The following is a 19,296-nucleotide window of genomic DNA, read 5'->3' as shown; positions in this document are numbered from 1 at the left end:
CATGGCAGCAACCAACTCCCTCTCCGAGGACCCCCGCACGGCCGCGAGCGTGGAGCCGCGGACACCCCGCCCCGTGCCCGGCGGCAGCACGGGCCGCACCTCCCCCGCCCTCACGCTCACGGCGGCCATGCTCGGCTTCGCCCTGATCACGCTCGACGCCTCCGTGGTGAACGTGGCGCTGCCCGCGATCGGCGACTCCCTGGGCGGCGGCATGTCCGGGCTCCAGTGGGTCGTGGACGCCTACACCCTGGCCTTCGCCGCCCTGATGCTCTCCACGGGCGCCCTCTCCGACCGGATCGGCGCGACCAGGGCGTACGCGATCGGCATCGCGGTGTTCACCGCCGCCTCGGTGGCGTGCGGGCTCGCGCCGTCGCTGCCCGTCCTGATCGGCGCGCGGGTGGTGCAGGGCGTGGCGGCCGCCGTGGTCCTGCCCGCCTCGCTCTCCCTCGTCCGCCAGGCCTACTCCGACGCGGCCAAGAGGGCGCGCGCGGTGGCCATGTGGGCGGCGGGCGGTTCGGTGGCGGTGGCGCTCGGCCCGGTCGCGGGCGGCGCGCTGACCACGGCGTGGGACTGGAGCGGCATCTTCTTCATCAACGTCCCGCTGGGCGCGGTGGCGCTGGTCCTGCTGTTGCGGGCTCCGCGCTCGGAGCGGCGTCCCGCGCCCCTGGACGTGCCGGGCCAGTTGCTCGCCGTCCTGACGCTGACGGCCCTGACCTTCGCCGTCATCGAGGGCGGTACGACGGGTCTGATCGCCCTGGTCGTCGCGGTGGCGGCGGGTGCGGTGTTCCTGTGGACGGAGGCGCGGCAGGCGCATCCGGTGGTGCCGCCGGGTCTGTTCCGCGACCGGACCGTCGCGATCACCGTCGCGGCCGGGGCCGCGTGCAGCGTCGCCTTCTACGGTCTCGTCTTCGTCTTCAGCCTCTTCTTCCAGGAGGTGCAGGGGCGTTCGGCGCTGTGGGCCGGGCTGATGTTCCTGCCGATGACCGGGCTCATCGCGGTCACGAACGTCGTGGCGGGGAAGCTGGCGGCGCGGGTGGGGCCGCGGGTTCCGATGCTGGTGGGGCAGGCGGTGGCGGTACTGGGGCTGCTGGTCCTGCTGTTCGCCGACGCGTCGACGCCCGCGCTGGGCCTGGCGTTCCTCATGGTGCCGCTGGCTCTGGGGTGCGCGCTGACCATTCCGCCGCTCACCGCGGCGATGATGGAAGCGGTGCCCGCCGACCGGGCGGGTCTTGCCGCGGGGGTCCTCAACTCGGCCCGGCAGGTGGCCGGGGGGCTGGGGATCGCGGCCTTCGGGGGGCTGGTGGCGGGGGACTTCGTCTCGGGGATGCGGGTCAGTCTGTTGATCGCGGCGGGGGTGTTGGCGGTGACGGGGGTGGCGACGCTGGGGCTGCGGCGCGGGCGTTGATTTTCCCCAACCCCACCCCTTCCCAAAAACCCGCTCCGGCGCGGGGGCCTTGAGTGCCGTTGATCACCGGCCCCGAGAACGGCGCCCACCCCGCGGGGTACTAGGACCCGTCCCTCAGGCCCTGAGGCCAGTTCGGACGGAACTCGATCCCGTCGTACGTCACCACGCACCCCTCCCCGACCGGGGACTGCGCCATGAAGCCGACCAGCGCCGCGCCCGCCGCCTTCTCCTCCCCGAGGGAGAAGATGCGGACGAACGTCCAGTGCTTGCCGTCCAGCGAGGCGTGGAAGGCGAAGGCCGAACCGGTGCGGCTGATGCGGAGCCAGACGCTGCTGCCGTCCACCACGAACGCGTTCGCGTCGTCGGAGCGGCCGCGGGTGACGACCGTGCAGACCGTCGCCTCGTCCGGCGACCGCTCCAGGCAGAGCTTCGCCCACTCCCGGTCGCCGACGTGCAGGTACAGGACGCCCGCGTCGAACGCCGCCGCGAAACCGACCGTCACCCGGGCGATCAGCTGGAAGTCGCCCTCGGGCGCCCCGAGGAGGCGAGGCGCGTCCGACGCGGGGTCGAGCGCCTCGCCCGTCGGGGGCACGAAGCGGTCCTGCCGGGCGCCCGCCCAGCCGGTGAGCACCCCGTCCTCGTACGACCAGTTGCCGTCGGGGCCGTACGTGCGCAGGGAGAAGGGCAGTTCCGGGATGTTGACGTCCATGGACGTCAGTGTTCCAGGCGCCCGTCGTAGCGCCGCGGGAGCCCCAGCGGGTTCTCGTCCCGCAGCTCGGGCGGGAGCAGCGCGGCAGGCGTGTTCTGGTACGCGACAGGGCGCAGCCAGCGTTCGATCGCCGTACCGCCCACGGAGGTGGAGGTGGACGTCGTCGCGGGGTACGGCCCGCCGTGGTGCTGCGCGGGCGCCACCGCGACCCCGGTCGGCCAGCCGTTGACCAGCAGGCGCCCGGCCAGCGGCGTGAGTTCGGCGAGCAGCGCGGCCCCGCGCCCTTCGCCCGCCGCCTCCTCGGCGGACAGCTGCACCGTCGCCGTGAGGTTGCCGGAGAGCCGGGTGAGGGCGGCGGTGATCTCCGCGTCGTCCTCGTAGCGCGCGACGACCGTCACCGGGCCGAAGCACTCCTCCAGGAGCAGGTCGTGCTCCCCCTCGGTGGCGAGCTTCGCCGCCGGGACCGTCAGGAAGCCCGCGCTCACCGTGTGCTCGCCGCCCGCGCCCGGTGTCACCGGCGCGTCCACGTCCGGCAGTTCGGCGCGCTCGCGCACGCCCGCCACGAAGTTGTCCCGCATCCGGTGGTCGAGAAGGACCCCGGCCTCGGTGTCGCTGACCGCCTCCGTCAGGGACTTCAGGAGCCGGTCGCCGCCCGCTCCGGCCGGTGCGAAGACCAGGCCGGGCTTGACGCAGAACTGGCCGACGCCGAGCGTCATCGAGCCCGCGAGGCCCGCGCCGATCTCCTCCGCACGCTCGACCGCGGCGGCCTCGGTCACGACGACCGGGTTGAGCGAGCCGAGCTCGCCGTGGAAGGGGATCGGCACGGGGCGCGCCGCCGCCGCGTCGAAGAGGGCACGGCCACCGCGGATCGAGCCCGTGAAGCCCGCGCCGGACACGAGCGGGTGCTTGACGAGCTCGACGCCCGCGTCGAAGCCGTGCACGAGGCCGAGGACGCCCTCGGGGATGCCGTGCCGGGCGGCGGCCCGCCGCAGCGTCGACGCCACCAGCTCGGAGGTGGCCGGGTGGTCCGGGTGCGCCTTGACGACCACGGGGCAGCCCGCGGCGAGCGCGCTCGCGGTGTCACCGCCGGGGACGGAGAAGGCGAACGGGAAGTTGGACGCGGAGTAGACGGCCACGACGCCCAGCGGGATCTTGTAGCGCCGCAGGTCCGGGATGGGCGGCGTCGCGCTGCTGTCGGGGTGGTCGATGACGACGCCCAGGAAGCCGCCCTCGTCGACGACGTCCGCGAAGGCCCGCAACTGGTAGCAGGTGCGGGCGAGTTCGCCGGTGAGCCGGACGGGGCCGAGCGCGGTCTCCGCGTCCGCGGCCTCCACGAGGTGGTCCTTGGCCGCGTCGAGCAGTTCGGCCGCGGAGCGCAGGAAGGCGGCGCGCACGGTGCGGTCGGCGAGGGCGTCCTGGGCGGCGAGGGCGGCGCGTACCGTCTCGTCCACCTCTTGGGCTGTGGCCTCGACCGCAACCTGTTCGCGCTGCTTCCCGGTTCGGGGGTCGACACTCCAGACTGGTGTTGCTGCCACCGCGGGGTCCTCCAGAGGTGATGCCACAGATGTGCTGCCACCCACCTGGGCTGTTCGATATGCTGAACGCTGTCTCCGATGATGAATAGCGGAGGCTTCGGAGACTATTTCTCGTCGAACTAAGGGGTCAAGGGCGATGTCGGCTGGCGAGACTGGCGGGGCACAGGTCAAGTCCGCTGTGCGGACGGTGGAGTTGCTCGAATATTTCGCGGGACGTCCCGGAATGCACTCTTTGGCCGCCGTCCAGGAGGCCGTCGGTTACCCCAAGTCCAGCCTCTACATGCTCCTTCGTACGCTGGTGGAGCTCGGCTGGGTGGAGACGGACGCCACAGGTACGCGGTACGGCATCGGAGTGCGGGCCCTGCTGGTCGGCACCTCGTACATCGACGGTGACGAGGTGGTGGCCGCGGCGCGTCCGACGCTCGACCGCCTCTCGGACGACACCACGGAGACGATCCACCTGGCGCGCCTCGACGGCACGAACGTCGTCTACCTCGCCACGCGCCAGTCGCAGCACTACCTGCGGCCCTTCACGCGGGTGGGCCGCCGCCTCCCGGCGCACTCGACGTCCCTGGGCAAGGCGCTGCTCGCCACCCACACCGACGAGCAGGTCCGCAAGATGCTTCCGGAGACGCTGCCCGCGCTGACCGAGCACACCATCACCGACCGCGAGAAGCTGATCGAGGAGCTGCGCACGGTCCGTGAGCAGGGCTTCGCGGTGGACCGCGAGGAGAACACCCTCGGCCTGCGCTGCTTCGGTGTCGCGATCCCCTACCGCACGCCCGCGCGGGACGCGATCAGCTGCTCCGTGCCGGTGGCGCGGCTGACGCCGGCGCACGAACAGATGGTGAAGGACGCGTTGTTCGACGCGCGGGACCGGCTGTCACTGGCGACTCGTAGGCTCTGAGCCATGGTGAGCATGGAGAGCACAGAGAGCATCGATGTCAGGCTGCGCCCGGTGCACGACAGCGATCTGCCGGTCTTCTACCGGCAGATGAACGATCCCGAGGCGAACCGCCTTGCGGCCTTCACCTCGCCGAAGACGGCTGACTGGACGCTCTTTGAAGCCCATTGGAAGGGGCTGAGGGAGTCGGCCGACGTCGTCGCGCGCACGGTCCTCGCGGACGGCGACGTGGTAGGCAGCGCGGCGGTGTACGGGGAGCCGGGTGAGCGGGAGGTCACGTACTGGATCGACCGCTACTACTGGGGTCGGGGGCTGGCCACGGCTGCCTTGCGGGCACTGTTGGCGGAGGTGGAGGAACGGCCGCTCCACGCCCGTGCGGCGGCGGACAACGCCGGGTCCCTGCGGGTGCTCGAGAAGTGTGGCTTCCGGGTCACGGCCGCCGAGCGGGGCTTCGCGCATGCGCGGGGTGAAGAGATCGATGAGGCCGTGCTGGTGTTGGCGTAGGAGCGGGTTCTCTTTCCCCGACCCCGCCCCTTCCCGGCTGTAACAATCTGCGGCTCCGCCGCGGGCCGCTGCGCCGGAGCCTGGCGTGCCGTCATCACCGGCTCCGCCGAGTCCGTCCTCAAACTCCCCCAAGCTCTTAAAGAGCAGGGGGGACCCCCACGACGGGCTGAAACCGGGCGCCCCTCCCCCGCGCGGCGGACCCGGATCATCGCCACGCAGGACGTACTACGGGCCTCGCCCCGGCAGCGTAGGGCGCATGAGTCAGCCACTCGTCCCCGCCCTGCGCACCCTCGCCATCCTCGCGGCCCTCCCCTACCTCACCCTCAAGGTCGCCTGGATCGCGGGCAGTCACCTCGGCATTCCCGCGGGCAGCAGCCTCCTTGAGCACCGCGGCACCATGATCTTCGCCAACAGCCTCACCCTCCTGATGGACGCGAGTGTCATCGTTCTCGCGCTGCTCCTGACCCGCCCCTGGGGCCTGCGATCCCCCGCCTGGCTGCTCACGCTCCCCATGTGGGCCGCCACCGGTCTGCTGACGCCGATCATGATCGGATTCCCCCTCCAGCTCCTGATCAAGGCGCTCGGCGGCAGCATCAACGAGCCCTCCACGCAGAGCGGTGAGGGCGACGGCGCCTTTCTCGACTCCTGGGTCTTCGGGGTCGTCTACGGCGGTTTCATCGTCCAGGGCCTGGCCCTCGGCGCCCTGTTCGTCCGCTACGCACGCGACCGCTGGGGGCACGTGTGGCGGGGCCGCGCAGGCGATCCGCCCCGCGCTCGCGCCACCGGCCACCGCGGCGTTCAACGAGGTGCCGCTCTCGCCGCCGCCCTCCTCGCCCTCGCGCCCATGACCATGCATCTCCTCTGGGTCACCGGCTCCACCGTCGGCCTCAGCGAGGCGCGGGCCGGAGAGCGTACGACCGACTTCTACGCCCTCGAAGCGCTGGACATGATCTACCTCGGCTCCGCGGTCGCCGGCGGTCTGCTCCTAGCCTTCCGGGCCTTCCGGTGGCTCCCCGTCCTGCCCGTCAAGGTGCCGCTCGCCCTGGCCTGGGTCGGCTCGGGAGCGGTCGCCTGCTGGGGCGGCTGGCTGCTGTTCGCCTCGGTGGGCGGCACGGACGACATCAGCCGACAGCCGACGGCGGCGATGCTCCTGACCTACTCTGTGCAGATGATCGCGGGGATGCTGGTGGCAACCGTCGGGGTGGGCTTCCTCAGGGAGCGGGCGGGGGCCGCCGGGCAGGTCGCGGCTGATCGGCACCCGGCGTGAAGACGTTCGCAGCGGCGGCGTCGGCCCTGTTCGGGCGGCGGACACGGCGCCGGTGGGTCCATCTGATCCTCGGCGGCGCGCTCGCCATGCCGTACGTCTTCGTGGGCTCCGTCGTCGTCGGACCGCTGCTCGGCGATGACCAGGTGCTCGGCTCGCTCAACTCGCAGCTCAGCGCGTTCGCCGCGGGGTTGCCGCTCGCCGCGATCACCGCGCTCTTCCCGCTCACGCGGCCCCTGTCGGCGGCCGCGGTGCGCGCGCTGTGCGACGTGCCGGGCGACGCGCTCGCCGAGGGGCCCGCACGCTCCCGGCAGGCGCGCGGACGCACCGTCGCGTGGTTCACGCTGCACCTCGGGGTCGGCGGAATCATCAGCGGGATGTCCCTCGCGCTGCCGCCGTTCGCGGCGGTCCTCATCGCGCTGCCGTTCGCCGCGGCGCTGCGCGGCAGCCGGATCGGGATGCCCGAAGTCTTCGGCGAGAGCTGGATGCTCGCGCTCTCCCCGGTCATCGGAATCCTCTGCCTCGTCGCCCTCGCGGGGTGCGCGGCGGCGGCCGGGGGCCTGCTCGCGCGCTGTGCGCCCGAACTCCTCGGGCCCTCGCCCGCGGACCGGCTCGCGGCGGCCGAGCAGCGCGCCGCGGACCTCGCCGTACGCAACCGCCTCGCCCGGGAGCTGCACGACTCGGTGGGCCACGCCCTCAGCGCGGTGACGCTGCAGGCGAGCGCCGCCCGCAGGGTCCTGGCCAGCGACCCGGAGTTCGTCCGCGAGGCGCTCGCCGCCATCGAGGAGACGACCCGGCGCACGGTGGGCGAACTCGACGCCGTTCTGGGGGTGCTGCGGGAGGGCGGAAGCGACCAGGCGAGTCCGACGGCCCCCGCACCCACCCTCTCCGCCGATCTCGACGGGCTCCTCAAGCGCACCCGCGCGGGCGGCCTGCGGGTGCGGGCCACGGTCGATCTCGGCCCCGAAGGCCCGGACGCCCTGCCCGCGATGGTGTCCCGCGAGGCCTACCGCATCGTCCAGGAGAGCCTGAGCAACGCGCTGCGGCACGCGGGCCCCGACGCCCCGGTGGCCCTCTCGATCGCCCTGGACGGCACCGACCTGGCGATCCTCGCGGAGAACCCGCTGCCCCCTGACATCCCCGCCCCCCGCCCCGGCGGCGGCCACGGCCTGCGCGGCATCACCGACCGGGCCAGACTCCTCGGCGGCACCGTGCGGACGGGGCCGGCCGCCGGGGTGTGGCGCGTGGACGTGAGACTCCCCCTGAAGGGACCCGCATGACGACCGACCTCCCCGAAGGGACCCGTACACACATGACCGGGACAGCCGCGGCCCCCATCCGCATCGTGCTCGCCGACGACGAGCGCATGGTGCGTACCGCCCTGCGCGTGATCCTCTCCGCCGAGCCGGACCTGGAGGTCGTCGGCGAGGCGGCGAGCGGCGCGGAGGCGGTCTCCGCCGTGCGCGAGCTGAAGCCCGACGTGGTGCTCATGGACGTACGCATGCCGGAGATCGACGGCATCCGGGCCACCGAGCAGATCCTGCGGACGCAGGCAGAGCCGCCGCGCATCGTGGTCGTGACGACCTTCGAGAACGACTCCTACGTGTACGAGGCGCTGCGCGCCGGGGCCTCCGGGTTCCTGCTCAAGCGGGCCGACGCGGACTCCCTCGTGCAGGCGGTGCGGCTCGTCGCGCGCAGCGACTCGCTGCTCTTCCCCGCGGCGGTGCGCGCCCTGGCCGCCGAGCACGCGCGCGCGAAGCCCGCGGTACCGGCCTGGGTGGGCAGGCTGACGGGGCGCGAGAGCGAGGTGCTGCGGCTGATGGCGGCGGGGCTGACCAACGCGGAGATCGCGGGGCGGATGGGCGTGGGCCCGGCGACGGTGAAGACGCATGTGGCATCGGTGCTGGCCAAGACGGGGGCGCGGGACCGCACGCAGGCGGTGATCGCGGCGTACGAGGCGGGCTTCATGAACGCCGACTGATCCGGTGGACCGATCCGGTGGACCGATCCGGTGGCCGGGGCGTCACCGACAGTCCCGCAGTATGAGGAATCTCTGAGAAACCCGGCAGAACGGAACGAATACCTCCGCGCCACTCGTCCTTTCACGGGATGAACAAGACGATCAGGCACGCCTCGGTCTTCACGCTGCTGCTCGTGGTCGCCCTCCTGGTGCGGGCGACGTGGGTGCAGTTCTACGACTCGAAGGCTCTCGCGGACGACAACCTGAACCGGCGCAACGTGATCGAGCAGTACGCGAACCCGCTGGGCGACATCATCGTGGGCGGTGAGGCGATCACCGGCTCCGAGCGGACGAAGGGCGGCGACCTCGCGTACAAGCGCACGTACAAGGACGGTGATCTGTACTCGTCCGTCACGGGCTACAGCTCGCAGGTGTACGGGGCCACGCAGCTTGAGGGCATCTACAAGGACGTCCTCGACGGCACCGACAACCGGCTGAAGAACCCGCTGGACACGCTCACCAACAAGCGTGCCGACCCGGGTGACGTGGTCACGACGATCGACCCGGCGGTGCAGAAGGCCGCCTACAAGTCGCTCGGCGACAAGAAGGGCGCGGCGGTCGCCGTCGACCCGAAGACGGGCAAGATCCTCGGCATGGTGTCGACGCCCTCGTACGACCCCTCGGACATCAGCGGCTCCACGGACTCCAAGGAGTGGCAGGCGCTCCTGAAGGACGAGGACAAGCCGATGGTCAACCGCGCGCTGCGGCAGCCGCTGCCGCCGGGTTCGACGTTCAAGCTGGTCGTCGCCGCGGCGGCCCTGGAGGACGGGCTCTACGGCTCGGCGGACACCGGGACCGACAGCCCGAACCCGTACACGCTGCCCGGTACGCGCACGGTCCTGAAGAACGAGAGCGCGAGCGCGCCCTGCGAGGACGCCACGATCCGTACGGCGCTGCAGTACTCGTGCAACAACGTCTTCGCGAAGATGGCCGTCGACCTGGGTCAGGACAAGGTGAAGTCGATGGCCGAGAAGATGGGCTTCAACACCGACAAGCTGGACGTGCCGGTGCGGGCGTCGCAGAGCGTGTACCCCTCGGACATGGACAAGGCCCAGACGGCGCTGACCGGCATCGGCCAGTTCGACGTGACGGCGACGCCGCTTCAGATGTCGATGGTCTCGGGGGCGATCGCCAACGGCGGCGAGCTGGCCTCGCCGCACATGGTCTCCCAGATCACCGACTCGAACGGCGATGTCCTCGACTCGTTCGACGACGCGGACTCCGAGCGCGTGATGAGCGAGAGCACGGCGAGCCAGCTGCAGTCCGCGATGGAGACGGTCGTCGAGAAGGGGACGGGCACGAACGCGCGGATCAGTGGCGCGGACGTGGGCGGCAAGACGGGCACGGCCCAGCACGGCGAGAACAACAGCAAGACGCCGTACGCCTGGTTCACCTCGTACGCCAAGGGCGGCGACGGCAAGGAGGTCGCGGTGGCGGTCATCGTCGAGTCCTCGGACGCGGCGAGGTCCGAGGTCAGCGGCAACGGCCTGGCGGCACCGATCGCGAAGGCGATGATGTCGGCGGCGCTGAAGTCGTAACAGCCTCGGCTGTGCCCACGAAGCCGCGGGGTGCCGGTCAAGACGGACGGGCACCCCGCGGAGGTCAACGGCGCGATCTCCACACCTGGAAGGCCCACAGGGTGGAAAGAGGCAGTGCCCCCATCACCGCTCCCCCGGCGAAGCCGAGCCCTGTCTCGTAGCCACCGCCGCCCAGGGCCAGGGCGACCCCCGTCAGGACTAGGGCGACGACGACGAAACCCACCAGAAGGTAGAACTTCCGGCTCAGAAAGTTCGACCGCTCAGGCACCGCGGGTGGCAGTGAAACCTCCGCCCCGGGCCCGAGGCTCGCAGCCACGGGCCGCTTGAACCACGCGTAGACGATCCAGTTCCCGCAGGCCTCCCAGCCCTCGGGGGCCAGCCGCTCGTCAAGACCTTCGCGCCCCCGCGTGACCAGCTCACGCCGGTACTCCCAGCGCTGCGGTCGCTCCAGGTCCCGGTGGCTGACGAAGCGCCCGAGCGCGTCGACCCGCTCGACCTCCCAGCCCTCGCCGCCGAAGCGGTTGAGCAGCTCCTCGTCGACATACGTGTCGGCGGTCCACCGCCACGTCTCGACGTGCGCGCCGGGCACCTCGGGCTCCCGGCCCCCCGCGGGCACCAGCTCACGGGCGAACTCCTCCGCGGGCCCGAACTCGGCCTCCGGGTCCTCGGCACCCGACTCCTCCAGGTGCGCCCGAAGATCCGCTACGGTCACCTCGACGCGGTCGGCCGGGACGCCCTGCTCACGCAACAGCCCGGCGAGGTCGTCGAAGTACCTCATCGCACACCCGCCTTCGCCAGAAGCTCACGTACCGACCCGTCGAAGGCGAGCCACAGCCCGCCCTGCTCGCCGAGCGTGGCGCGCCCGGCGTCCGTCAGGGAGTAGTAGCGCCGGCCGGGGCCCTTCTCGGTGGCCCGGAACTCGGCGGCGACCAGGCCCGCCTCTTCGAGACGGTTGAGCACGGGGTAGAGCGTGCCGCCCTTGATCTGGCCGAAGCCCGCGGCGCCCAGGAGCTTCGCGATCTCGTAGCCGTAGCTCTCGCCGTCGGTGAGGGCGGCGAGCACGAGCAGATCGAGTACGCCCTTGAACCAGCTGGCCCGGCGGTCGCTCTTCGCGCCTCCGGAGGCGGGTGCGGTCATGGTCGGCTGCCCTTCGGGGTCGGCGCGTAGGTGGGGTAGCTGTTGACCGGCTCCGGCACGGGGAGCGTCAAGTCCCGTACCGAGAGGGCGATGTGGACGGCGATGGGCAGCAGCAAGCTGCCGGTCGAGACATAGAGCCCGGCGAACAGCACCCCGACGACACCGAAGGCGATGACGCCACTGCGGCCCTGGTAGAGCCCGGCGACGGCGTACGCGAGCACCGAAAGCGCCGCCGCCGCGTAGAGGTTGAGGCCGAGCACGCCGACGCCGAAGGCGATCAGGAGCCCGCGGTAGACGAGTTCGGCGCAGATGCCGTCGGTCACGGCGACGGCGATCGCGAGGCGGCGCTCCCGCGCCGTGCGCGGCAGCATCGCCTGGATGGAGGCGAGCCCCGGCACGTTCCTGCCGCCTTCGGCGAGGGCGCGCATCTTCCGGCCCGACACCACCGAGATGGCCGCCACGAGAACGATGACGACAGCCGTGGACATCGGCGACTCGGGGGCCGCGATGCCGAGGTCGGCGGCGGCCATGCCCGGTGAGAGCACCAGCGCCGCCATCGCGAGCGCGGCGAAAACCCACCAGAAGACGAGCACGAAGGTGAAGTAGCCGACGAGGGCGCGCGGTTCGGTGTCCCGGCGGCGCGCGAGCGAGCCGTAGAGACGGCGGCCGAGCCAGGGCTCACCGAACAGCAAGTAGGCGCCGAGCACAGCGGTGACGGCGGTGGACGCGACGGAGAAGTCCGGCGAGACGGTCATGGGATCCCCCTTCCCGAAGGGGCCGCGCGGCGTGTGCCGGACGGCCCCATGAGCGTGTGAGCTACCTAGACCGTAAAGCGACCTAGTCAGGAATGCAACCTAGCTCGCGATGCAGAGCCTCTCCGCACGCCGCAGAAGGCGTGGACTACTCCACGAAGTACGTCGGGTTCGGCAGCTTGTACGTCTTGTCCGCGTATCCGCCCGCGAGGTCGGAGACCTGGTCGCCGAAGCTGCCGACGATGTTGTGGCCGGTCGACTCGATGTGCTTGCGGGTGCCTTCCTTGAACTGCACGGTGGTGCACTCCCACTTGGCGGGCGTGGCGCAGTGGCTCAGGTAGGCGGGCGGGGTGGCCTTGTTCTTGGTGAACACGTGCTCGGCGTCGAGCTGGGTGTCGAACCCGGCCCTGGCGAGGTTGGTGACGGCGCCCTCACGCTGCGACTCGCTCAGGCCGGTCAGGAAGAAGACCTCGACGCCCTTGCTCTTGGCGTACTTCACGAGTTCGGGCATGCCGAAGACCGCGGGACGCTTGGCCGCCTTCACGTACGCGTCCCATGTGGCGCCGTTGTACGTGTAGTTGGTCCTCTTCTCGTAGTCGAAGCTGAGCAGCGAGGTGTCGTCCACGTCGAGGACGATCGCGGGCTTCTCACCGTGGGCGCCGCCCTTCGAGCCGTGCGCGGCGGCCTTCCTGATGTCCTTCTTCGCCTTCGCCTGGATGCGCGCCAGGTCCTTGGCGTACGGGCTGTCGGGCGAGGAGCGCCAGACACCGTCGGCGTCCTCGTACGCGCCGTAGTAGTCGTCTATCTCGCCGACGAGCACGCCGATGTTCTGGGGTTCGGCGGTGTGCCGCGCCGACGCGTTGTCGGCGGTGGCGGCGCCGGTGCCGTACAGCGCGGCACCGGCGACGGCACAGGCAGTGGCGATGCCGGCCACCCGAAGGGAGTTGCGCATGGGTCGATTTCTCCGGATCAGAGTGAGTGCGGGGGCAACAGGTACGAGCAGGTCAGGCCTGTCTACGCGCACTGTCTACGCGCATCACACGCCTCCCCGCGAGACCCTTTACCCGATCAATACCTGATCCGGGGAAACCCTGGGGTCAGGCTCCGGGAGTCCACCCCGGGTCCCGGCCACTGAGGCCGATCACGCGGTCGAGGAGCGGGGCGTCGTCCGGCACCGGGACCGGCGTCCCGAACGGGCTGTCCTCGGAGGCGTCGCCCTCCTGGGGCGTGAGCAACTCGTGCGCGACCGCGAGGCTCGCCTCGTCAGGTGCGTACGCCTGACCCGTCGCCCGCGCCAGGTCCCAGCCGTGCACGACGAGCTCGTCCAGGGCCACGGCCCCGGCGACGGCACCCGGCAGATCGATGCCACCGGCCCGCGTCATGCCCTCGTACGCGGCCGGGTCGCGCCACACCTCCACCAGCTCGTCGAGCAGCTTCGGCAGCTCGACGCGCCACTCGGGGCCGACGTCCGGGAGGGAGTCCCCCGGGCTCTGGTCGAGCCCCGGCCCCAGGTCCTTGCGCCCGGCGTCGCGGAACGCGCCCGTCAGGCCGACCAGATGCCCCAGCAGATGGCGTACTCGATACTCCGGACAGGGGGTGGGCGCCGAGAGCTGCTCGTCGGTGATGCCCTCCGCCACGGCCACCACCAACCGGGCCTGCCGCTCGAAGTCGACGATCTTCGTCATGGGACCTCCCGCATCTGGGCGGCCCCACACGGTGGACCGCTGCCTGCCCTGTAGACCGGCCCGGAACCCGGAACTCATCGCCGCGGCCGGGGCGGGCTACTTCACGTCGGCCCAGCGCTTGATGGTCGCGATGGCCTCGGCCTGCTCGGTGGCGGGCAGCTTGGCGATGGAGGCGCCGTGGTTGGAGCCGGGGGCCTCGTAGCGGTAGGAGTCGCGGTGGCTGGGAGTGAACTTCTCCGCGCTCCACGGGTCGTTCTCGCCGTAGATGAACATCATCCGCTGGCCGCGTGTCTTCACCCAGCGGTCGACGTCGGCGATGGTCCTGTTGTTGTACGAGCCGCGCATCGCCTCGGGCAGCACGGAGTTGGGCTGGTAGATGTCCGGGTAGTGGCGGACGCCTTTGAGGTGCTTGAACTTCAGGTCGGCCCAGCCCAGTTGGGTGGCGGCCTGGCGGTAGTAGGGGCCCGTGCCGTTCGTGCCGAGGGTCTCGTCCTGGTAGACGCTGAGGCCGTGCTTCTTCGACCAGTCGTAGAGCTCGTCGTCGCCCGCCTTCTTGGCGTCGGGCACGGTCGGGCAGTCGTCTACGGTTCCGCTCTGCCAGAAGTTCCACACCTGGTCGAGCACCGCGAACTCGTAGGCGCGGTCGGTGGTGCCGAGCGTCTCCTCGAAGGTGTCGCCGTTGGCCTTGGCGTCCGCCTCGAACTTGGGGAGCAGCGCCTCACGACGTACGAGCATCTCGCGCTGCACGGCGTTGAGCGCGGTGCGGCACTCGGCCGTGCCGACCGTCCTGAAGAACCGCTCGTAGCCGCTGTCGTCCTTGTTATTGGCGTCGTTCGGGGCCACGAAAGCGACGACCGCGTCCAGGTCGTCGGGGTAGAACCGCTCGTGATACGTCGCCGTCATCCCGCCCTTGCTCGCGCCCGTGCCGAGCCATTTCCCCTTTTCGATGCCGCGCAGCGCCTGGGTGAGGCGGTGCTCGTCGGCGGCCTCCTGCTGCACGGTGAGCTTGGACCAGTCGGAGCCGGCCGGGCCCGAGGGGCGGGACTTCTCGAAGTAGCGGTGCTCGACGCTGACCTGGTTGGCGTCGATCAGCTTGGTGAGGGCGGTGGTGTGGGACGCCAGGGTGTAGCCGCCGGTGTAAAGGACGGTCGGCTTGTCCGTGGCCTTGTGCCAGAGCGTGGCGCGCTGGGTGAACGTACCGGCGGCGGGGTTGCCGTGGTCGACGGGCTGGACGTACGTGAGGGTGTAGAAGGGGTGGCCCTCCCTGTCGGCCACGGAGACGACCTTCATGCCGGCAATCTTCTCCAACTGCTCCCGGATGTCCGCCTTGGTGTCCGCCGCCGGCCTCGCGTCACCCTGCGCGGTCGCGGGCGCCGCCCCGCCGAGTACGGCCGCGCCCGCCATGAATCCGGCGCAGACCAGCGCGGATATCCCCTTGTTGCGCACCTTGTCTCCTCGCACTGGAGCGAAATGGTTGCGCGGATGGTAACCGCTTCCACTCGCGGTGCGACAGGGGCTAGGTGAGGCGTGCCAGGGCCGTCGTCACGTGCGCGAGATCCGCGTCGGACGCCAAACCGGCGTGGTAGAGACGCAGTTCGTCCGCGCCGAGCGTGACCGCGTACTCGGCGTCGGCGGCGAGGGTTGCGGGGCTGCCGCCCATGCCGGATACGACGGTGAGGTTCGCGGCGAGGGTCGTGCGGCCGGAGCGGTGCTCGTGGAAGGGCGCGAGCGCCTGGGCGCCGCCCGTGCAGGGCACGACCACGCCATCGGCCACGGAGAGGATGTGCCGCGGGTCGACTCCGGCGTTGGCGCCGCAGTGGTACGCCACCGGATCGGCGTGCAGCAGTACTTGGAAGCCGTCCGGGGCGGCGGCGCGCACCGCGGCGATCGCCGCCTCCTGGAGTGTGCGGGCGGTTTCCTCGCGCCACGCGCGCGTGGCGGCCGCCGGCTCGGCGCCCAGGAGCTTCTCCACCGTCTCCCAGCCGCCGGGGGGCTCCTCGCCGCGCCACACGGGCTCCAGGGCGCGGCGGACGCTGGCCGCCAACTCGTCCGGGGCGAGGCCCTGCCCGGCGTACCCCGCACGGCAGTGCGCGCAGAAGCACAGGGACATCAGGTACTGCCCGGCCTCGCCGAGCGGCACTCCCGCGGTCTTGTCGTGGGCGTGCAGATGCGCGAGGCCGTACCAGCCGAGGGACTCCAGTTCGGTGCCGCGCGCGCCGGGCCGGACGGCGGCCTCCGCCGCGAGGTCGACGAGGTACGCGCGCGTGGCGGGCTGTGCGATGCAGGGCGCCCAGGGGTAGCGGTCTCCGTAGGCGTTGACGACGGAGGTGTCCGGGTGGTCGGCGCCCATACGGGAGTTGTGGGCGAGGACCACCCAGGTGTGCACGTCGAGTCCGGCGTCCGCCAGCGCCTCGGCGGCCTCTCCGTAGGCGTCGCCGGGGGCCCAGCTTCCGGCCGCGTAGGGGCGCAGTTCGCGTCCCTCCCACCGGTCGCCGGGCTCGTACAGCACCGCCGCGTGCTCGGCGGTGACGATGCGGTGGCGCGGGTGGCGGGGGGTCAGCGCGCGCGTGGAGTGGTAGGCGGAGGCGAGGGTGACCTGCTGGACGCCGAGGTCCACGACGCGCGCCGGAGCGGCCGGGTCGCCGACGACGTCCCAGGGGTACAGGAAGGCGGAGGTCTTCACGCGCCCTCCTCCCGCAGCAGGGCGCGCCCGCGCTCGGTCAGCTCGGTGAGGCGCTTGATGTGCTCGTCGGCGGGTTCGTGCAGCGGCGTCCGCACCCCGCCGACGTCGAGCCCGGCCAGACGTACGCCCGCCTTGACGAGAGAGACGGCGTATCCCCGGCCCTCGGCGCGCAGCTCCACGAAGGGGCGGTAGAAGCCGTCGATGAGCCGGTTCACGGTGGCGTCGCCCTCGGCGGTCCCGGCGTTGAAGGCCCGGTGGAAGGCGAGCGCGATGTCGGGCGCGAAGCAGAAGACGGCCGACGAGTAGAGCCTCACGCCGATGCCGCGGTAGGCGAGGCCGGTCAGCTCGGCGGTGGGCAGGCCGTTGAAGTAGAGGAATTCATGCGGGACTTCCGCACGTACGGCGCTGACGACGCGCTGCATCAGGTCCATGTCGCCGAGGCCGTCCTTGAACCCGATGATGCCCTCGGTGCGGGCGAGTTCGACCACGGTTTCCGGGGTGAACACGGCGTTGTCGCGCTGGTAGACGATGACTTCGAGGGAGGTGGCCGCGGCCAGTTCCGCGTAGTGGCGCAGGAGGCCCTCCTGCCCGGCGATCACCAGGTAGGGCGGCATCGCGAGGAGCCCGTCGGCGCCCGCGTCCTCGGCGAACCGCGCGTACCTGACGGCGAGCGCGGTGCCGTACCCGGCGCCCGCGACCACCGGCACCCGTCCCGCGGTCTCCTCGACGGCGGCGGCGACGCACGCCCGGAACTCCTCGGGCGTCAGGGCGTGGAACTCACCCGTGCCGCAGCAGGCGAACACGGCCGCCGCGCCCGCCTCGACCCCCGCGCGCACGTGCGCGCGGAACACGTCGAGGTCGATGGAGCCGTCAGGACCGTAGGCGGTGACCGGGAAGAACAGCGGCCCGCTGGGAATGTCGAGTCGAGCGGCGAGGGGTGCTGACGTCACGGGCTCTCCCTTAGCGTGCACGTTTCTGATCCACGTCCATATTTCTGAACACGCCCACGCTAAGGCGCCTCTTGAGCCCTGGTCAAGCGGCGAGGCCACCAAGAGGACCTTGATTCGCGAGCGGATTCTCCACCTCCGTACGGCACTTGACGCGACGCGGCGTCGATCTCTAGCGTGTCCACAGATGTGAATGCTGTACGTGCACACGAATGCAGCCGCTGACCCGAGGAGACCCCCTCATGCCCGCTCCCCGCACCGTCCTGCTCACCGGCGCCGCAGGCGGCCTCGGCACCTTGATGCGGGGGCTGCTTCCGGCGCACGGCCACGACCTGCGGCTGCTCGACGTGCGGCCCGTCGAGGGCGAGCCGGACGCGATCACGGCCGACCTCGCCGACAAGAAGGCGCTGCGGGAGGCCGTGCGGGGCGTCGACGCGGTCATCCATCTCGCGGGCATCTCTCTGGAGTCCTCCTTCGACAAGATCCTGCGGGCGAACATCGAGGGGACGTACAACCTCTACGAGGCCGCGCGCGAGGAGGGCGTCCGCCGTGTCGTCTTCGCGTCGTCGAACCACGCGGTGGGGTTCACGCCCCGGCCCGTCGGCGACGATCCGCTGATCGCGGTGGACACGCCGCGCCGCCCCGACACGTTCTACGGCCTCTCGAAGTCCTTCGGCGAGGATCTCGCCCAGTTCTACTGGGACAAGCACGGCATGGAGACCGTCTCGGTGCGGATCGGTTCGTGCTTCCCTGAGCCGACGAGCGTGCGGATGCTGTCGGTCTGGATGAGCCCCGGGGACGGGGCCCGCCTCTTCCACGCGGCGCTGACCGCTCCCGCGGTGGGGCACACGGTGGTGTACGGCTCGTCGGCCAACACGCGGCTGTGGTGGGACCTTTCGTCGGCGCGTGCCCTCGGCTACGAGCCGCAGGACGATTCGGAGCAGTACGCGCAGAAGCTGGTGGCGGAGCAGGGTGAGCTGGATCCCGGGAACCCGGATCACGCGAACCTCGGGGGTCACTTCTGCACGAACCCGCCGGTGTGGCCGTACTAGGTGCTTCTTCCCCAACCCCGCCCCTTCCCGAAAACCCGCTGGCGCGGGGGCCTTGTACGCACCGTCATCACCGGCTTCGCCGAGCTCGTCCTCAAACGCCGGACGGGCTGATTCCCGCACCCGGGCACCGAACGGGCACCCCCGACCCCCCGAACGGGCACCCCTCACGCCCGAAGCAGAGGCCGAAGCCCCGCCGAACGGGCAGAGACGGGCACCATCGCCCCGGTTCCGAGCCTGTTCACACACCTCACCCCGCTGTAGAACTTTCCCCCAGGGCCCGAACGGGCACAGCGAGGGAAGGAGGCGGCCATGACCGCGGAAGAGCGCCAGCGGAAGATCGTCCGGGCCGCACGGACCTCCGGCTCCGTGGACGTCACCGCGCTCGCCACCGAACTGGGCGTCGCCAAGGAAACCGTCCGCCGGGACCTGCGCGCCCTGGAGGACCACGGCCTGGTCCGCCGCACCCACGGCGGCGCCTACCCCGTGGAGAGCGCCGGCTTCGAGACGACCCTCGCCTTCCGCACCACCATGCACGTCCCGGAGAAGAGAAGGATCGCCACGGCCGCCGCCGAGCTCCTCGGCGACGCCGAAACCGTCTTCGTGGACGAGGGCTTCACCCCGCAGCTCATCGCCGAGGCACTCCCCGAGGCCGCCAAAGGCCGCCCCCTGACCGTGGTCACCGCCTCCCTGGCCACCGCCGGCGCCCTCGCCGAGGCCGACCACATGTCCGTACTCCTCCTCGGCGGCCGCGTCCGCCCCGGCACCCTCGCGACCGTCGACCACTGGACGACGCGCATGCTGGCCGGGTTCGTGATCGACCTCGCCTACATCGGGGCCAACGGCATTTCCCGTGAACACGGCCTGACCACGCCCGACCCCGCGGTCAGCGAGGTCAAGACGCAGGCCATCCGCGCGTCGCGACGCACCGTTTTCGCGGGCGTGCACACCAAGTTCGGGGCGACGAGCTTCTGCAGGTTCGGCCATGTCGGGGAGCTGGAGGCGATCGTCACGAGCACCCAGCTGCCCGCCTCCGAGGCACACCGGTACTCGCTCCAGGGCCCTCAGGTCATCCGCGTCTGACACGTCCCCCACCCGCTCCGATCGCCCTCCCCCGCCACCTCCCGTGGTCCCGCGCGCCCGAAAACACCTCCTCACACCCCA

Annotated in this window: 19 protein-coding genes; 9 read left to right on the top strand and 10 right to left on the bottom strand. The window is 71.5% G+C overall.

The window, feature by feature from the left end; translation table 11 throughout:
* Positions 1-127: 127 nt before the first annotated feature.
* Positions 128-1,405 carry an MFS transporter gene (locus tag AB0I94_RS30820; protein ID WP_363313077.1) on the top strand — a complete coding sequence of 426 codons (1,278 nt, stop codon included), beginning with the start codon at positions 128-130 and terminating at the stop codon, positions 1,403-1,405.
* Between the two features lie 100 nt (positions 1,406-1,505).
* Here the strand turns inward: AB0I94_RS30820 and AB0I94_RS30815 are convergent, their stop codons facing one another.
* Together AB0I94_RS30815 and AB0I94_RS30810 are read right to left on the bottom strand one after the other, a co-directional pair.
* Positions 1,506-2,114: a DUF1349 domain-containing protein gene (locus AB0I94_RS30815; RefSeq protein ID WP_363312978.1), complete on the bottom strand. Its 609-nt coding sequence runs from the start codon at positions 2,112-2,114 to the stop codon at positions 1,506-1,508.
* A gap of 5 nt (positions 2,115-2,119) precedes the next feature.
* Positions 2,120-3,649 (bottom strand): aldehyde dehydrogenase (NADP(+)), encoded by a 1,530-nt coding sequence (locus AB0I94_RS30810; RefSeq protein ID WP_363312977.1) that lies wholly within the window; start codon positions 3,647-3,649, stop codon positions 2,120-2,122.
* A gap of 136 nt (positions 3,650-3,785) precedes the next feature.
* On the opposite strand from AB0I94_RS30810, the gene AB0I94_RS30805 reads away from it, so the two are divergent.
* From AB0I94_RS30805 to AB0I94_RS30780, 6 genes are all read left to right on the top strand, one after another.
* Positions 3,786-4,556 (top strand): IclR family transcriptional regulator, encoded by a 771-nt coding sequence (locus AB0I94_RS30805; protein WP_344529914.1) that lies wholly within the window; start codon positions 3,786-3,788, stop codon positions 4,554-4,556.
* A gap of 30 nt (positions 4,557-4,586) precedes the next feature.
* Positions 4,587-5,057, top strand: a complete 471-nt coding sequence (locus AB0I94_RS30800; protein ID WP_363313076.1) for a GNAT family N-acetyltransferase — start codon at positions 4,587-4,589, stop codon at positions 5,055-5,057.
* A gap of 256 nt (positions 5,058-5,313) precedes the next feature.
* Positions 5,314-6,324, top strand: a complete 1,011-nt coding sequence (locus AB0I94_RS30795) for a hypothetical protein (RefSeq protein WP_363312976.1) — start codon at positions 5,314-5,316, stop codon at positions 6,322-6,324.
* A complete protein-coding gene (locus AB0I94_RS30790; protein ID WP_363312975.1) occupies positions 6,321-7,601 on the top strand; it encodes a histidine kinase in 1,281 nt (426 codons plus the stop codon). Before AB0I94_RS30795 ends, AB0I94_RS30790 begins: the two co-directional genes overlap by 4 nt.
* A gap of 32 nt (positions 7,602-7,633) precedes the next feature.
* Positions 7,634-8,302 (top strand): response regulator transcription factor, encoded by a 669-nt coding sequence (locus tag AB0I94_RS30785; RefSeq protein WP_363313075.1) that lies wholly within the window; start codon positions 7,634-7,636, stop codon positions 8,300-8,302.
* A gap of 128 nt (positions 8,303-8,430) precedes the next feature.
* Positions 8,431-9,879 carry a penicillin-binding transpeptidase domain-containing protein gene (locus AB0I94_RS30780; RefSeq protein ID WP_363312974.1) on the top strand — a complete coding sequence of 483 codons (1,449 nt, stop codon included), beginning with the start codon at positions 8,431-8,433 and terminating at the stop codon, positions 9,877-9,879.
* A gap of 64 nt (positions 9,880-9,943) precedes the next feature.
* Here the strand turns inward: AB0I94_RS30780 and AB0I94_RS30775 are convergent, their stop codons facing one another.
* The 8 genes from AB0I94_RS30775 to AB0I94_RS30740 form a co-directional block, all read right to left on the bottom strand.
* A complete protein-coding gene (locus AB0I94_RS30775) occupies positions 9,944-10,657 on the bottom strand; it encodes a hypothetical protein (RefSeq protein ID WP_363312973.1) in 714 nt (237 codons plus the stop codon).
* Positions 10,654-11,016 (bottom strand): PadR family transcriptional regulator, encoded by a 363-nt coding sequence (locus AB0I94_RS30770; RefSeq protein WP_363312972.1) that lies wholly within the window; start codon positions 11,014-11,016, stop codon positions 10,654-10,656. The genes AB0I94_RS30775 and AB0I94_RS30770 overlap by 4 nt, the downstream gene beginning before the upstream one ends.
* Entirely contained in the window at positions 11,013-11,771 is a 759-nt protein-coding gene (locus AB0I94_RS30765; RefSeq protein WP_363312971.1) for a CPBP family intramembrane glutamic endopeptidase, read from the bottom strand. The genes AB0I94_RS30770 and AB0I94_RS30765 overlap by 4 nt, the downstream gene beginning before the upstream one ends.
* Before the next feature lie 145 nt (positions 11,772-11,916).
* A complete protein-coding gene (locus AB0I94_RS30760) occupies positions 11,917-12,720 on the bottom strand; it encodes an HAD family acid phosphatase (RefSeq protein ID WP_363312970.1) in 804 nt (267 codons plus the stop codon).
* A gap of 145 nt (positions 12,721-12,865) precedes the next feature.
* Entirely contained in the window at positions 12,866-13,453 is a 588-nt protein-coding gene (locus AB0I94_RS30755; RefSeq protein WP_363312969.1) for a TIGR03086 family metal-binding protein, read from the bottom strand.
* Between the two features lie 96 nt (positions 13,454-13,549).
* The gene (locus tag AB0I94_RS30750; protein ID WP_363312968.1) at positions 13,550-14,899 is read right to left on the bottom strand and encodes a S28 family serine protease; all 1,350 of its coding nucleotides are present in this window, start codon (positions 14,897-14,899) and stop codon (positions 13,550-13,552) included.
* Between the two features lie 70 nt (positions 14,900-14,969).
* Complete coding sequence (locus tag AB0I94_RS30745; protein WP_363312967.1) at positions 14,970-16,136, bottom strand: hypothetical protein; 1,167 nt, start codon at positions 16,134-16,136, stop codon at positions 14,970-14,972.
* Positions 16,133-17,086: a 5-dehydro-4-deoxyglucarate dehydratase gene (locus AB0I94_RS30740; RefSeq protein ID WP_363312966.1), complete on the bottom strand. Its 954-nt coding sequence runs from the start codon at positions 17,084-17,086 to the stop codon at positions 16,133-16,135. The genes AB0I94_RS30745 and AB0I94_RS30740 overlap by 4 nt, the downstream gene beginning before the upstream one ends.
* A 239-nt stretch (positions 17,087-17,325) precedes the next feature.
* On the opposite strand from AB0I94_RS30740, the gene AB0I94_RS30735 reads away from it, so the two are divergent.
* Positions 17,326-18,135: an NAD(P)-dependent oxidoreductase gene (locus tag AB0I94_RS30735; RefSeq protein ID WP_363312965.1), complete on the top strand. Its 810-nt coding sequence runs from the start codon at positions 17,326-17,328 to the stop codon at positions 18,133-18,135.
* A 309-nt stretch (positions 18,136-18,444) separates the two neighbouring features.
* Entirely contained in the window at positions 18,445-19,215 is a 771-nt protein-coding gene (locus AB0I94_RS30730; RefSeq protein ID WP_363312964.1) for a DeoR/GlpR family DNA-binding transcription regulator, read from the top strand.
* Positions 19,216-19,296: the final 81 nt, after the last annotated feature.

It is taken from the genome of Streptomyces sp. NPDC050147 (assembly GCF_040660195.1).
In the GTDB taxonomy this organism is placed as follows: domain Bacteria; phylum Actinomycetota; class Actinomycetes; order Streptomycetales; family Streptomycetaceae; genus Streptomyces.
This window is presented reverse-complemented; position numbering and strand designations above follow the sequence as displayed.